Source organism: Psychrobacter sp. 1044, assembly GCF_904846525.1.
Classification (GTDB): Bacteria; Pseudomonadota; Gammaproteobacteria; order Pseudomonadales; family Moraxellaceae; genus Psychrobacter.
On the sequence record NZ_CAJHAZ010000024.1, the window covers coordinates 1 to 16,476 of the forward strand.

Below are 16,476 nucleotides of genomic sequence, written 5' to 3' on the forward strand. Positions count from 1 at the left end.
ATTTGATTTTTTTTTTTTTTTTTATCTATATCTTTTATAGATTTTTTAACAATAAAAACAATATCTTTGTTTTCTAAAGAATGAGCCTTTACACGAAAATGCTCACGTATTTGACGCTTGATTAAATTTCGCGCGACAGCCGTAGGAACTTTACGCTTGGTAATAGCCATGCCGACTCGTGGCTTATCATGATCATTAGTACGCACAAATGCCATTAGATGGCTCTGATGAAGCTTACGCTCAGGTGCATCAAAAACCTCACGGAAGGCTGCAGGCGTGAGCAAACGCTGCTCTTTGGTGAAGCGGGCATTAGCTGCCGCTGAAACAGTATTGGACATAGCACAACCTAGTATAAGAGCGAATAACGGTAGCGGAAATAATAGCGCAGAAATAACAACAAAGTACAGAGACAAAAAAAGCGCCGATGTGGGCGCTTTTAATATATGGCTAAGTGTCAGTTGTGGTGATTGACTATCGCAATCTATAAATAATAGAAACACAACAAGCACTATAAGCCATGCTTATCGCAATCTACTGATTATACAGTAAGACGATGACGTCCTTTAGCGCGGCGACGAGCTAAGACCTGACGGCCTTTTTTAGTTGCCATACGAGCACGGAAACCGTGAGTACGTTTACGCTTGATCACGCTTGGTTGGAATGTACGTTTCATAACTCACCTATCAAAATAATGGACTAAATTCGTAATAACGGAGGATTATACCACCGCATAGAATCTTGGTCAATGAACTAATTTAATCTATGTCGATGCAGACAGATATTTTGACAGAGGAAATATCATTTTAAATGATTCATCGTGTGTAAAGTTCATATTCATAACTCAAAAATAACGACTCAGTTAATTAATTCAGTGATGGATTCCCAAAAGTTATCCACAGTTTGTGTCGAAATCTATAATAATTAACTATTAATATATATAAGTATTGTTGTTATTGGGAGCTCGATTATCTGTGGCTAAGTAAGTTTTCCTTTTTATTATCAATATATTGTACTATGGGTAAACCTGTGGATAACCTGTGGGTTAAATATGGATAACTCACCTTTCAAAGTTATGAACAAAAGTATCCACAGCCTTATCCCCAAAAAACAAGGTTTTATCCACAGGGTATTTGTGTTAGATTAGCCCCTACTTAATATGTGGCTTCGTATAGTTTATCAACGTAACTTCCAATATGGTTTCCAACGGAAATAATTGCGGAAAATATGAAGGGCTACGCAACAGATCACACTGCTAAAACACAAATATTATTTCAAATTATAGGGTTAGTATTTTTCATGATAGACACAGCAAATATTTGGGATAAATGTCTAAATGACCTACGATATAACGTCAAAGACAACGTATTTACTATGTGGTTGAGACCATTGTCAGCTCATCAAGAGGCGCAAACGCTGACTATACTTGCTCCTAATGATTATTTTGTGACTTACATCAAAAAAAACCACTTGCAAGAGATACAGCAGCTGGTTGCTAAGCACAGTCAAGGAAGTATCGAAGAGGTGTTTGTGCGTGTTGATAACGCTGGCCGCGATAATGAAGACAATCGTCAATTGCAATCAGGGTCTTTGTTTGATGAAGATAAACCCTCCCCTACCCCTGCAGACCATAAGTTTGAAACCATTCATCATAACAATGCAAAAGCAGATATTGATGCCAATATGCGTCATGCAGAATTGGTTGATTCTGCTGATGCTAAGTCGTTAAGTTATCTAAACCCTGACTTTACTTTTGAAACTTTTGTCACTGGCAAATCTAACAATCTGGCTTATAAAGCCTGTTATGAGCTTGGTAAGCGCCAATCAAAAAATCGACACAATCCTTTATTTATATACGGACCTTCTGGTTTGGGAAAAACACATTTAATGCATTCTGTAGCACATCGCTATTTAAAAAATAATCAAAGTTTTTATTATTTCACTTCTGAAAAATTTATTAATCAATTAGTTTATTCGTTAAGAAATAATAAAATAGAAGATTTTAAAAAGAAAATTAAAAAAGTGGATTTATTGATTGTAGATGATATTCATGTATTAGCAGGAAAAACCAAAAGTAGTAATGAGTTTTTGACATTATTTGCAGATTTTACCAGTGGTGATAAACAACTGATTTTGGCTTCAGATCGTCATCCTTCGCAAATGACCGAATTCGATGAACGTTTTAGATCGAGATTTTCTTGGGGTCTCACTGTAGCAGTTGATCCGCCTGAGATTGATACTCGTGTGCAAATTTTGCAAAAAAAAGCAGCTTCATATGGTATGACACTGCCTAAAGAATGCGCATTATTCATCGCTCAAAACGTGGTTTCAAATGTTAGGCGTTTAGAAGGTGCTCTAAATCAAGTTTTTGCTAATGCTAACTTGACGGGTGCACAGATTACTCTTGAAATGGTGCAATATGCGCTAAAAGACATCGTCGCGATGCGTGTGCAAGCTGTGAATATGGATAATATTCGCAAAGTGGTTGCTGAGTACTATGATGTGACTATTAAAGAGATGATGGGTCGTAAACGCACGCGCAGTATTGCTAGACCGCGTCAAATAGCGATGGCATTATCGCGTGAGTTGACTGGTGATAGCTTTCCTGAGATTGGTCAATCATTCGGCGGTCGCGATCATACAACGGTGATGCATGCTTGCGATAAAGTTAATGAGCTACGAGCAGCAGATCCTGCTTTTGATAAGGATTACAAAACACTGGCATTGATGCTGCAAGCGGGTTAGCAGGTCGCGGTATCACTATGTTTTAGTGGATTGATATGGTTTATAATATTAAAAATACGAGTAGACAGACAGCGAATGGATTATAGTCAATAGACAGGGTATGATTAAGCCATTATTGTTAAGTTTTATAATAAAAATCATTTAAATAAGAGTAACCAAGCATGCAATTATCGATTAATCGAGAGTCGTTACTAAAAGCCATTAATTTGATCGCCAAGGCTGCTGATAAACGGCACAATATGGTTATTTTGGGCAATATCAAGCTACAGCTATCCGAATCAACGCTTATTTTGACGGCTTCTGATTTAGAAGTAGAGCTGACATCGACTTTAAAATTGCCTGCTGGTGCTTGCGTTGAAGCTGGTACCACGACTTTACCTGCAACAAAATTAAAAGACATCTGTAAATCATTGCCTGCACAAGCTCAAATTAATTTGGCCACTCAAGCAAATGAACGCTGCTTATTAACCAGTGGCAAGAGTCGCTTTACCTTAGGCACATTACCTAGCGAAGATTATCCGAGTTTAGGTAATCCCGAAAATATCACGCCATTGACCATCAGTCGCAATCGTCTTATCGATTTGATTCATAAAACGCAGTTTGCAATGGCGATTCAAGATGTTCGCTATTATCTCACTGGTATGTTGTTTGACGTGTCGCAACAGCAACTGACGACGGTTGCAACCGATGGGCATCGATTGGCTTTGGCGCGCAGTGTTATCGATGTCAGTGCTGATTTAAGCATGCAGGCTATTTTGCCCCGTAAAGCTGTCATTGAGCTTGAGCGCTTGGCCTCTGAGCTAGGAAAAATGCTTGGTGAGCAAGACAATCAGGTCACCTTGAGCTTTGGTCGTGAGTTTTTGCAAGTGAGCTTACCCTTTGGTGACGTTGATAGTGCAGGGCAGGTCAATCAGAACCTGATGGTTACTTTCACTGCGCGTCTGATTGATGGAAAATTCCCTGATTATCGCCGAGTTATGCCAAGTAATACGGATAAATTGGCTTTATTCAATCAAGAAAAAATGACGGACGTACTGCGCCGTGTCGCGATTTTGAGTAATGAAAAATCTCGCGGTGTGGTGTTTAATTTTGCCAGCGATGGCATGGTAGAGGTGCGTGCTAATAATGCAGAGCAAGATGAAGCGGTGGAGATGATACAGGCGAAGTATCAAGGTGAGCCGATGGAGCTGTCTTTTAATGCGGCTTATTTACAAGATGTGCTTGGTGTGATTCAAGGTGACTTGCAAATGCACATGAGTCAATCAAACGCGTCGGTGCTAGTCAATCAGCTGAATGATGAGTTCCATCAATATGTCATTATGCCAATGCGTATATAGTTTCTGTATGTTTTCAATAGGCTTAATAGCAGGGACTAAAGACACTCAGTTTGCACTAAAAAATTAAGGTAAGCTCAGTGTCTTTGATTAAAATCCAGTATTTTAAATTCAATATTTATTAAACTTTTGCCTATTTTTTATAGGTAGCGTCAATAGGCGGCTGTCGGTATTATGATTGAACGTCTACAAATATCCAATCTACGCAACCTGACGCAAGTCAATATACACGCGACAGCTTGCAACGTCATTATCGGTGACAATGGCAGCGGTAAAACCTCATTACTTGAAGCCATATTTCTGCTATCAAGAGGAAAAAGCTTTCGTCATCACCAGCCAAAACGCTATATTCAGCACCATCAAAATACAGCGACTGTATACGCTAGACTCAATGATAGTAGTACCTTAGCTATCCAAAAACAAGCTGACGCGACCACAATTCTACGTCTGAATCAAACCACTGTCTATAACCAAAGCATCTTAACTGAGCAGCTACCAACGCTACTGATAGATCCATCGACGATGGATATGTTAGAGCAGGGTAGTGCTAGTCGTCGCCAGCTGCTAGATTGGCTAGTGTTTCACATGAAACAAGGTTTCCACCCGCAATGGCTCGCCTATCAGCGTCTATTAAAACAGCGCAATAGTTTGCTAAAAAAGACACGTCATTTGACCCAAGTGCAGCTCACTGAACTAAAATCGTGGGACAAAGGACTTAGTAATCATGCGGCACTGATTCATCATTATCGCGAACGCATATTCGCAGAATGGCAGCCTTATTTTGCTGAAAGTATCGTGCAGTTATTACCCGCTTATGCGGAGCAATTGAGCCTTAGCTATAATGCTGGTTACGATACTACTGTTGCGCTGGATATACAGCTTAACGAGCGCTTAGAACAGGATTTGCAACTGGGATATACTCGTATCGGTAATCACCGTGCTGATGTTCATGTGCATTGGCGTTCTAATGACTCGGCAGCGTCGAATAACGAACTCTCAGATACAATGCATGAAGCGGACACTAACCTCAAAGTACCTGTTATAAAAGAGCAGGCAGCCAATGTGTTGTCGCGTGGTGAAAAAAAGCTATTAATCACAGCACTGCGTTTATCGCAACTGCCATTACTGCTAAATACCCAAAAAACTAATGACCTATCAAATGATAGTGCTCAGGTGACACCAGTGGTATTGCTAGATGATATTACTGCAGAGCTTGATTATAGGGCGATAGATATTCTATTGTCGACGTTAGCGCAGCTGCCATGTCAGGTATTTATGACCAGTTTGACCGACGATATTTTGCCTTTGGTGCATCAATATTGGTCAAATCCCAGTACGTTTCATGTGAAACAAGGTCAAATCTTTAGTCCTTAATTATTTCCTTTATATTATTTCCTTTCTCCACGGGCTTTCATATCGATACTTATCTACCTGTCGTTTCGTAATGATATAGGCTATTTTTTCGAGCTGGTTTTATAGGCATAAAACGCTCAGTAAACAGTGACTTAGAGGCAAAAAAATGCTAAAATGGGGCTTTATTTTTGTCCTGTTCTCAGCAAGTTGTTTGATGACGTTATATAGGTATTTTCCAATGCCTGTAAATTTCTAAGTATTTGATAAATAAATGTTTTATTTGCTCTCTTGGTTTTTATAATGTTTAAAAAAAGAAGCCGATGTTAGAGAAAAAAAGCGCGGACTTGAAACTCTTTTTAAGTCGCTATCAACACTCAAGAATTTTTAGCTAATCGTGTTTTAGCTGGTAATGCTTATCAAAGGTTTTGACTATAAAAATTAAGTCTAAAATAACGTTATGAGGCGTCATCGTAGTGGTGCGCTAATAACAAACGGCTGATTATGGCTAGATTAAGGAATGCACATGAGTGATTCATTACCTACCGACCACGAGCAACTGACGTCAGACAGCATTGCTGAAACTACGGCACCAGCGGTGGTTCCTGAAAGTTTACCTTCTGATTATAGCTCCAAAGATATTCGTGTATTGCGCGGGTTAGAAGCGGTACGCGTACGCCCTGGTATGTACATCGGTGATACGGATGATGGTACAGGCTTACATCATATGGTCTTTGAGGTGGTGGATAACTCTATCGATGAGGCACTCGCGGGTCATTGTGATCAAATCGATATCATTATCCACGAAGACGAATCTGTGAGCGTCATGGATAATGGTCGCGGCGTGCCTGTCGATATCCATCCAGAAGAGGGTGTATCTGCGGCGCAGGTCATTATGACTGTCTTGCATGCAGGCGGTAAGTTCGATGATAACAGCTATAAAGTATCAGGCGGCTTACATGGTGTTGGTGTCTCGGTCGTTAATGCCCTATCGAAAAAGCTTGAAATGAACATCTGGCGTGAAGGTTATCACTACCATCAAACCTATACTGATGGGGTGCCTGATGCGGACATTCAGCAAATGGAGCCAACCGACAAAACTGGTACGCAAATTCGCTTTTATCCAAGTAGCGATGTGTTTACTGGCACCATCTTTGAGTACGATATCTTAGCGAAGCGTTTGCGTGAGCTATCATTTTTGAACTCGGGCGTACGCATTGTTTTAACGGATGAGCGTATTGATAAGCGTCATGAGTTTGAGCACAAAGGCGGCTTGTCAGAGTTTGTCAGCTATATCAATGCTGGTAAAGACGGCATCAATGAAGTTTTTCATTTTGTGAGTGAGCAAGATGACGGTATCAGCGTCGAAGTGGCATTACAATGGACAGATACTTATAATGAAAAAGTATTTTGTTTCACCAACAATATTCCCCAAAGAGATGGTGGTACGCATTTATCTGGCTTTCGTTCAGCGTTGACGCGTTGTTTGAATACCTATATGGATCGCGAGAATCTCTTTAAAAAAGAGAAGGTCGTTGCTACTGGTGATGATGCGCGTGAAGGTCTAACCGCTATCGTATCCGTTAAAGTTCCAGATCCTAAGTTTTCGAGTCAAACCAAAGATAAACTGGTATCAAGTGAAGTGAAATCTGCTGTCGAATCAGCAATGCATGATAAGTTTAATGATTATCTGCAAGAGAATCCAAGCGCTGGTAAGGCTATTGCTGGCAAAATCATTGATGCCGCTCGTGCTCGTGATGCCGCTCGTAAAGCCCGTGAAATGACGCGTCGCAAGACCACGTTAGATATCGCTGGTTTACCCGGTAAGTTGGCAGATTGCCAAGAAAAAGATCCGGCATTGTCAGAACTGTACATTGTGGAGGGTGATTCTGCAGGTGGTTCAGCGAAGCAGGGGCGTAGCCGTAAAACCCAAGCGATCTTGCCATTGAAAGGTAAAATCCTAAACGTAGAGCGCGCACGTTTTGACAAAATGCTGTCTTCTGCTGAAGTCGGTAACTTGATTACTGCGCTTGGTTGCGGCATTGGTCCAGACGAATATAATCCGGATAAAGTACGTTATCATAAAATCATCATCATGACCGATGCGGACGTTGATGGATCCCATATTCGCACCCTTCTATTAACCTTCTTTTTCCGTCAAACGCCTGAGCTGATTGAACGTGGTTATATTTATATCGCCCAACCACCGCTTTATAAAGTGAAAAAAGGTCGTCAAGAGTTATACCTAAAAGACGACGAAGCACTCAAAGCGTATTTATTATCATCAACGATTGACAATACTAAGTTGCATATCAGTGCGGATGCGCCTGCGATTACTGGTCAAGCGCTTGAGACACTACTGAATGATTATAACCAAACGCAGCTGATAAAGGCACGTTTGCAGATTCGTTTCCCAGCGGTGTTATTGGATGCGTTGACGCATACGCCGAAGCTTAGCACTGATATGACTTATGATTTGCCTGCGATGCAAGCTTGGAAAGAGGCAATGCAAGCCCAGCTTGAGCACTTCGGTAGTGATTTGAGTCCGGAGATTAAACTGGTCAATATCCATGCGCCGCAGCCTAAAAATATGGATGCTGCTGCTGCTGATTTATTGGGTATGAAGCCTGTCATTGAAGTTGAAGGCGCGGAAAATGTTGACGCTGAAGCTCCAGTAGCAAAAGCACAGTGGCTACCGCGTATTACGGTGTATGTGCACCAGTTAGCTCATCATTATCTGCTAGATGCTAGCTTTATCAATTCCGGCGAGTACAGCAAGTTGCTGCGTTTGTCTGCTGAATGGAATACCTTGCTTGCAGAGGATGCTTTTATCCGTCGTGAAGCAAGTGCGGGAACCACTAAAGACATTCCTGTACGCGATTTTGATTATCTCTGGCAGCAGATGATGCTTGATGCGCGTCGTGGTCTAGCAATTCAGCGCTATAAAGGGCTGGGTGAAATGAACGCAGATCAGCTCTGGGATACCACGATGGATCCTGAAAACCGTCGTATGCTACGCGTGACGATTGAAGATGCGATTGCGGCGGATCATATGTTTACTTGCTTGATGGGTGATCATGTTGAACCGCGTCGTATTTTCATTGAAGAGAATGCATTGACGGTGTCTAATTTAGACATCTAAGTTGGGCCTCTAAGTTGGACATAAAAAGTTGCGAAATCATTGTTAATTAATTAAAAAACCACCGCTTTGGCAATCAAAGCGGTGGTTTTTTGATGTTAGCATTGTTTCACGTGAAACTTAGTTTACGAATTGCTTTAGATAATGGGTATAGAAATGATCGAAGTTTTTTTACTTGCGATAGCCTTGGCGATGGATGCATTTGCGGTATCAATTGGGCTAGGGGCTAAATCGCAAAAGCAATCATCTGCTTATGTGCTTCGTTTAGCCATTTATGCAGCGCTGTATTTTGGTATTGCACAGGGTGTGATGCCACTGATAGGTTATCTATTAGGTGCAGTATTATTAGGCTGGTTAGCGACTGCTGCACCGTGGATTGGTGGTGGGATTCTTATTCTGCTTGGCGCTAAGATGTTATATGAAGTGTTTAATGGTGAGGTTGAAGCGGTATTAGCAGACGGTTTCGATGGGAACATACAAGAAAAAATCAATCATCGTATGATGTTTACATTGGCTATTGCCACCAGTATTGATGCAATGGCAGCAGGCTTTACTTTAAACTTACTGGCACTTAATGCATGGCTAGCGTGCTTGATTATCGCTATTGTCACCGCTGGATTTGGCTTTTTCGGTATCTATTTAGCTAAGCGTTCAGGTACGTGGCTTGAGGATAAAGCTGAGATGCTTGGTGGATTAGTATTGATAGCTATTGGTATAAAGGTGATGTTTATCCGTTAATAAGCATCATTATTTGGCTTGATTCTCTACAATAAAAAGCACCCCTTTGATGATCAAAGGGGTGCTTTTTTAATAAAGGCTTTGTTTCACGTGAAACAATAACTATTGTATATTAACTACTCTCTATTCTTCGTCAGTATCAAAACGCCATGCAAGTATACGCGTACTCTTTTGACCTTGGCTCATCTCAATGATGCGCATTTGAGCAACACCAAGTTGTTTTAACAGCAATTGCAGAGGTTTTACGTTTTCTGACTTTGAGACTAAACTTGTGAACCAGCCAACATGCTCAGCGAAATCTTGACTCTCTTTTGCCATTTTGGTTAAAAAGGCAATCTCACCGCCCTCAGACCATAGCTCTTTATGCTGACCACCAAAGTTTAGGTTTTGCGCGGCATTGCCAGACTTGGTTGAGCTACGGCTAATTTGTGCGTTCTCATTCTTACCGCGATGTCGTTGCAAATTATGCTGCTTACGACTATTGGCTTCCATCGCTTCTTCTAATGAGGCATGGAACGGCGGATTACAAACCACCACATCAAAGTAATCTTGGCGACCGATAATATTTTTAAAAATAAATTTAGGTTCGGTCTGTAGTTTTACTTTAACGGCACTCTTGAGCTTTGGATTGGTCTCACAAATTAGCGCGGCGGTATTGACTGAAATAGGATCAATATCTGAAGCCGTAAAGCGCCAGCCATAGCTTTGGCTGCCAACAATAGGATAAATCGCGCTGGCACCGGTGCCAATATCAAGGGCGTGGATTTCTTTACCAGTCGGTGGGGTATTGTCTTTATTCACATGCGTGGTTTGTGCGAGTAAATCGGCAATATAGTGAATATAATCGGCACGTCCTGGAATCGGTGGACATAAATAGCCTTCCGGAATATCCCAAAATTTCACACCATAATAATGAGCCAGTAGCGCTTGATTCAGTACGCGCACGGCAGCACTGTCCGAGAAGTTAATCGTCGACTCACCTTTAGGATTGGTGATGGTGTGCTTAGCAAGCTCAGGCAAAGCGCGAGTCAATACTTCAAAGTCATAACGACCTTGGTGCGGATTGCGCGGATGTAGCTGCCCTAGTTTTTTGGCAGTTTCAGGCGATCTGTTTCGGTGATTGTTGGCGGTCGGGCGACGGTTCATAGGCTTACTGGTCATAGTATCGGGCTTTGATGTTTGAATATAATGCACCATTTTAGCAGATTTCACGAGTCACTAGCGTCTTATCGGCTACGTAAAATCAGATTTAATCCCAATATTATCATCGCTGTACCCAATACACGGTCGATCCAATGTTCAAAACGCTGAAAGCGACGATGAATGGCAGGAATAGACAGTAACATCACCACGGTACTAAACCATGCCATCTGCAAGACCATCATCCATACGCCATAAATAGCCAATTGCCACAGCGGTATATCGGGTGATAAAACGAGGGTAAATATCGCGACGAAATAGACGGGCGCTTTGGGATTAAACACATTACAAAAAAAGCCACGGCGCAGAATGGAAGCGGTTGAGTCTGTATCAGTAGGCGGTTTTTTATTAGAAATGGCTTTATCAGAAAGCTCGGTATGATTGGTAGAAGTCGTTTGCTTAATAAGCATATCTTGTGAAACGTGAACACCTGAATCTATTAGCTCTACTGGATTTACTAATTCTGATGTTTTTTTCGGTTTGGCTTGAATACCTTGCCATCCTAGATAAATAAGATAACTGCCGCCCAACCATTTAATAGCAGTGAGTAGTGGCTGCGAATGGGCGATGAGCGTTGCCAGTCCTAGCACCGAATAGATAATGTGTACGGCAAGACCTAAGGTAATACCAAGACTACAAATCAAACCCGTGCGTCTACCTTTTGCCAAGGTTTGCTGTGAGACCAATACAAAATCAGGACCCGGAGAGGCGGCAGCGAGTAGATGGACGCTGGTGATAAGCAAAAAACCGTGCCAAAATTCCATAAAATGCTCTGAGTCATGTCTTGAGTTGGATAATAGTTGCACATTAGCGTAAATGAGGTCAACTGATATTGACACCAGCTATTGAGGCTCATGCTAAAACGATGCTTGCGTTGCACCGAACGTATGTCTATATTGAAAGGAAGGTTTATTAGCTGTAGTAATATCAATTTAGTGTAATTTGTACTCTATAAACGAATGCTTTAAAAAGGATAAGACCATGACTACGGAAAGCCACAATAGCAATGATGCTGGAAATAACACTGGCAATGACAATCGCATTACTTATGACATCCAAGATTATATCTGCCTGATTGGATTAAATCGCGCGGATAAGCGCAATGCCTTTGATAGCCATATGATTAAGCAACTCTCTGACGCACTCACTCAATATGAAAATGATGCCAATCTTCGCTGTGCGTTAATATTCGCCCATGGGGAGCACTTTACCGCAGGGCTTGATTTGATGGAGCTACAGGATAAGTGGGATAAAGGCGCGTTTGAGTTTACTGCCGACGAAATCGATCCGTGGGGTATCGGGGGAAAACTACGCACCAAACCTGTGGTCGTGGCGATACAAGGAACGTGTTTCACTGCTGGTATTGAGCTGATGTTAAATAGCGATGTCGTTGTCGCTAGTGATAACTGCAACTTTGCGCAAATGGAAGTCCAGCGCGGCATTATGCCGTTTGGTGGCGCGACTGTACGCTTCGTAGCAGCAGCTGGCTGGCAAAAAGCCATGCCGTATCTACTCACTGGTAAAGCATTCGATGCGCAAGCGGCTGACAGGCTGAATCTAGTCAGCGAAGTGGTGGCAAAAGGTGAGGAATATAAGCGTGCGCTAACCATCGCCCAAGAGATTTGCAACGCTGCACCGCTTGGCGTGCAAGGATTATTATCATCAGCACAAGATGCCAGTCGTAATGGCGCAAAAGTGGCATTAGCTAATATTCATGGTTATCTGCCACATTTGTTTCATTCAGAAGATGCAAAAGAGGGTGCGATGGCGATGGTTGAGAGACGTGAGGCTGAGTTTGTGGGACGTTAAGCACTATAAGCTAAGAAATAACAATTTAGATTAGAAGAGATAGTATGAATCAAAGCTCATCAGCACAAAGACTAGAAACTGAACAAAGTAATAGTAGCAATTTTAAAATAACGGTACTTTCTCCTTCAGATAACCTTGAGAGTAGTGCAAGCTACAAAAATTATGAGAAAAGATTAGTTGCAGCATTAAGGCATGAGCTTGTGTTAAATATAGCTCTTACGGGGATATATGGCTCAGGTAAGAGTAGTATTTTAAACACTTTCAAAAGAACTTACGAGAATAAAAATGAGTGGGATTTTTTGGAGGTATCACTTTCTACATTTAAAGTTGAGAAGGTTAGCGAAGGTAATCAAGCTGATGAAGAGAGTATAGATAAAGAGGTGAGAGGTCTTACGCCAGATAAAATTCAGCTAATTGAAAGAAGTATATTACAGCAGTTTTTTTATGCTGTACCTCAAAGCGATATTCCTTTATCAAGATTTAAACGTATTACACAAAATTCTAAAGAGAATTATAGGGAAGTATTAGGTGTAATTATTCTGGGATTATGGAGTTATCTCTATGCTTTTGATCTTATAGGTTTTATTACAGATTTGATAGAGTTCGCAAACTGGTATCATTATTTTAATTTAGTTATTTTAATCGCTTGTACATTATTTCTGATAGATAAAATATTTAGCTATGGCTTTGGTCTCAAAGAGATAAAGTTCAACCTCCACAACGCTGAATTTAATATCAAGAACGAACAAGAAAAATCTATTCTTAATGATCATTTAGATGAGATATTATATTTTTTTGAAACTACTGGAAAGAATGTTGTCATCATCGAAGATTTAGATAGGTTCAATGATACTGAAATTTTTATTAGACTTAGAGAGTTAAACTCAATTATTAATAAGTCTTGCCCGCATCGAGTTGTGTTTATATACGCAATTCGTGATGATATTTTTGAGGACAATGAAAGAAGTAAGTTCTTTGATTACATCATTCCTGTTATACCTATAGTTAATCCAACGACTGCATATGACATAGTCATAAAAGAACATAGCAGTATAGCAAACGAGCTTGATAATAAATTTTTATTGAATACTTGTTTATACTTTAGCGATATGAGGCTTTTAAAGAATATTTTAAATGAGTATGAGGTTTACTTTGATCAACTTAAAGTTTTGGATATAGATAAGAATAAACTCTTTGCAATGGTTGTTTATAAAAACTATCACCCAAACGAGTTTGCCAAACTAAACTCGAACTCAGGTGAAATATATGAAATTTTCCATAAAGAGAAGCTGAAAATAGTTGAGATTTTGGCAACAGAAAAATACCAATTTATCTCTAACTTAGAGCTTAAAAAAAATAAAATTTTAGATGAGGGGTTAAACTCAATTAAAGAGCTTAATAGTGTTTACTCTTATATGGTTTTAAGGAAGTTGGACAGTGTAATGCAACAAGGGACTTACGGCCGGCAGTCAAAAATAAATGTTGTCGTTGATTCTAAAGGATATAGTATAAGCAATATTGTTAGTACTGAAGTGCTTAAGGAAATGGCACAACATCAAACGATTACTTTGGAAGTAACTAATACAAGTTTTACAGTAAGTTTCAATTTTAGTGATATTGAAGATGAAGTTAACCCCGATACACCTTATCTAGATAGGCTTTCTAATATAGAAGATAAGAAAAATGGTGAGTTAGAAAATTTATTAAATGAAGAGTCTAATACGAGATATGAGATCCAAGATACAAAAAGAATGATGTTAAGAGAATTGCTGAATCAGTCTGATATTATTATTGACAAGCCTTTATTGAAGTTTTTTATCACTAATGGATATATAGACGAAACATATCAAAGTTATATCTCTTATTTCTTTGAAGAATCTATTAGTTTGAATGATAAAAACTATGCTCTTTTAGTTAGTACTTTTGATGAACCAGATTTTGAGCTTGAATTGAAAAAATGTGGTGAGTTAGTTGAAAATTATTTGGGACTGGACAAGTTATCAACTCACAGTGCTCTAAACTTCACTATGTTAGACTTTCTGCTAAATAACTCTAGTAAAACAATATATCTTGAAAAGTATATAGAAGTTATTTGTGATGCATCAAATTTATCTAGAGATTTCCTTAAGATTTATCTCAAAAGAGATAAAAATCTCTCTTTATTGATACCAAGGATAGTAGGTATTAGAGAGGATATTATCGATGAAATAAATATCTACAACAATACGGAAGAAGCCAGACTTAATCTGAAAAGGTTTATTAAGTACCTACCTTTAAAGTCATATGAAGAACTACCGTATTTAACTGAACAAATTAGAGGTGAACTAAATATTCTAAGAGATTATGTTAGTGTTATTTCAGATTGCTTCGATAATAATTTTGATGACTTTCAAGGGTTTACGGATATAGTTCAACCAACACTTAAGCATGCTGTTTTTTCAGAAGAACAAGTTGAAGAACTTAATTGGTTGGGTAAGAACAGATACTTAGCTATCAATAAGCATATGATAAAACAAGTTTTAGTAAATAATTTAGAAGACTCTGATACAGCTGTCGCTGACCTAGAAGTCAAACCAATAACCCTTATGGCTAACTCTGGTATTGACTATCTAACTGAAAATATTTGGTCTGAAAATCTATTGGAATATATAAGAGTTATTTTAGTAGATGCAGATGAAAGTACCTCGTATTCTGAAGATGAAAATGTTTATATTAAAACTTTAAATGTGTTGGATAGTCGCAATTCAATAGTAGAAAAATTTATTGACATCACTTCTACTAAGATTAAAGATATAAGTGCAGTCGAAAACTATCAAATTCAACAATATCTTATCGGCAGCTTGAAAGTCCCATACTCATGGTCAAATGTTTTTAAGTATTTTTCTGAGTCTTATGAAGATCAGGGTGATCAAGGTGCTTATCGGGAGATAGATGGTTCACTTGTCAAATTCTTGGAAAATGGACGAAGTTATTTACAAATGGTTAATTACACAGAACTAGATTTTTTAGGAATTGTAGACTGGGAAGCTACTAAAGCTGAGTTCGATAAACATCTTTTTGTATGTAGTGAGTTGAGTGATGATGCATACGAAAAACTAATTGGTGTAACTGATAACAACTGGAACAATTCAAACTTAGAGGATATTAGTCAAGAGAAAATTCGGGCTCTAATATCTCTTGGAAAGTTAAGTTTAACTCCTGAAAACTGGGAACAAGTCAAAGAACATGCATCAAAAGAAGTTATCTTGACTTTTTTAGTTAAAAATATTGAATTTATAATGAATGATTTAGACTTTATTCAACTGCGTCCACAGGATATAGTATCTTTACTTTTTTCTGAAGATATTATCAATAATAGTAAGCGCTTCCTAGTTGAAAATATAGGCGTTGATTTGATTAGCGTTGGTGAGCATATTCGCAAGAAAATTCTAGGGGTATATGGTAGTGATAGAATACCTATTACTATTTACGAGCAATTCATTGAGCATGCAGATTCAAATGAGCTTAAAAAGCTACTTCTAAATCAAATTGAAAATATGAATGACTCAGAAATTATGAGAGTGTTAAGCTTATTAGATGAGCCTTATCAAACTCTTACTCATGGTACAGACGTTGAATTTGAAGACTCTGAAGAGAATAGAGCGATCTTAAATAAATTAAATACAGCTAGAGTAGTAAGGAAATTCCCTAAGCCCAAAAGACCTAAGAGTAACCCTATCGGTAAAAAAGTGCTTTCTACGAGGTTACAATCCCATGTTCTAGGAAATTAAAACCAGTCACCTTGTGACACGGTTTAGCCCTGACATGAGAGCCGTAAAAAAATTGCACTGCAATTTTAGGCTTGCAAGTGAAACTCTCTTAAATGAGAGTTTCTTGAGGCTATCCTGCTTGAATAAGCGTGTTGCGAAGGCTAGGTTTTGGAGCATATCGTGACCAAACAGGGATGACCCAAGCCGTAGCCTCGCCACGCCTAGATGAGCAGATAATAGCGGAGGGCAGGATTGGCTCCCACTTCATAGTAGCTCTGATAACCACGCAATCTAATGCAGCACTTCAAAATACTACCAAGCAAACCAAACATACCAACCAAAAAAACCCCGCCATGGCGAGGTCTCATTATCTTATCGAGTATAACTGGTGATAACTGCACCAGCGTTAATAGCT

The 16,476-nt window shown here is 39.4% G+C and carries 11 protein-coding genes; 7 read left to right on the top strand and 4 right to left on the bottom strand.

Going from position 1 to position 16,476, the window contains the following annotated elements; all coding sequences use genetic code 11:
* Positions 1-338 (bottom strand): ribonuclease P protein component (rnpA, locus tag JMX82_RS12820; protein ID WP_201540822.1); only part of this gene is annotated, 338 nt, incomplete at its 3' end.
* Positions 339-538: 200 nt separating this feature from the next.
* Positions 539-673, bottom strand: a complete 135-nt coding sequence (gene rpmH / locus JMX82_RS12825; RefSeq protein WP_007394757.1) for a 50S ribosomal protein L34 — start codon at positions 671-673, stop codon at positions 539-541.
* A gap of 623 nt (positions 674-1,296) precedes the next feature.
* Here rpmH and dnaA point away from each other — a divergent pair.
* The 5 genes from dnaA (at position 1,297) to JMX82_RS12850 (ending at position 9,303) form a co-directional block, all read left to right on the top strand.
* The gene (gene dnaA, locus JMX82_RS12830; protein ID WP_201540823.1) at positions 1,297-2,742 is read left to right on the top strand and encodes a chromosomal replication initiator protein DnaA; all 1,446 of its coding nucleotides are present in this window, start codon (positions 1,297-1,299) and stop codon (positions 2,740-2,742) included.
* A 161-nt stretch (positions 2,743-2,903) separates the two neighbouring features.
* Entirely contained in the window at positions 2,904-4,079 is a 1,176-nt protein-coding gene (gene dnaN, locus JMX82_RS12835) for a DNA polymerase III subunit beta (protein ID WP_201540824.1), read from the top strand.
* Between the two features lie 171 nt (positions 4,080-4,250).
* Positions 4,251-5,450: a DNA replication/repair protein RecF gene (gene recF / locus JMX82_RS12840; protein ID WP_201540825.1), complete on the top strand. Its 1,200-nt coding sequence runs from the start codon at positions 4,251-4,253 to the stop codon at positions 5,448-5,450.
* 502 nt (positions 5,451-5,952) lie between these two features.
* Positions 5,953-8,568 (top strand): DNA topoisomerase (ATP-hydrolyzing) subunit B, encoded by a 2,616-nt coding sequence (gene gyrB, locus JMX82_RS12845; RefSeq protein ID WP_201540826.1) that lies wholly within the window; start codon positions 5,953-5,955, stop codon positions 8,566-8,568.
* Positions 8,569-8,721: 153 nt separating this feature from the next.
* A complete protein-coding gene (locus JMX82_RS12850; RefSeq protein ID WP_201540827.1) occupies positions 8,722-9,303 on the top strand; it encodes a manganese efflux pump MntP family protein in 582 nt (193 codons plus the stop codon).
* A 123-nt stretch (positions 9,304-9,426) separates the two neighbouring features.
* Here JMX82_RS12850 and rlmF read toward each other — a convergent pair whose 3' ends face one another.
* Positions 9,427-10,464, bottom strand: a complete 1,038-nt coding sequence (gene rlmF, locus JMX82_RS12855) for a 23S rRNA (adenine(1618)-N(6))-methyltransferase RlmF (protein ID WP_201540828.1) — start codon at positions 10,462-10,464, stop codon at positions 9,427-9,429.
* A gap of 65 nt (positions 10,465-10,529) precedes the next feature.
* The gene (locus tag JMX82_RS12860) at positions 10,530-11,267 is read right to left on the bottom strand and encodes a LysE family translocator (RefSeq protein ID WP_201540829.1); all 738 of its coding nucleotides are present in this window, start codon (positions 11,265-11,267) and stop codon (positions 10,530-10,532) included.
* A gap of 217 nt (positions 11,268-11,484) precedes the next feature.
* Here JMX82_RS12860 and JMX82_RS12865 point away from each other — a divergent pair, with 217 nt between their 5' ends.
* Complete coding sequence (locus tag JMX82_RS12865) at positions 11,485-12,312, top strand: crotonase/enoyl-CoA hydratase family protein (protein WP_201540830.1); 828 nt, start codon at positions 11,485-11,487, stop codon at positions 12,310-12,312.
* Positions 12,313-12,356: 44 nt separating this feature from the next.
* On the top strand, positions 12,357-16,082 hold the full coding sequence (locus JMX82_RS12870; RefSeq protein WP_201540831.1) for a hypothetical protein: 3,726 nt from the start codon (positions 12,357-12,359) through the stop codon (positions 16,080-16,082).
* Positions 16,083-16,476: the final 394 nt, after the last annotated feature.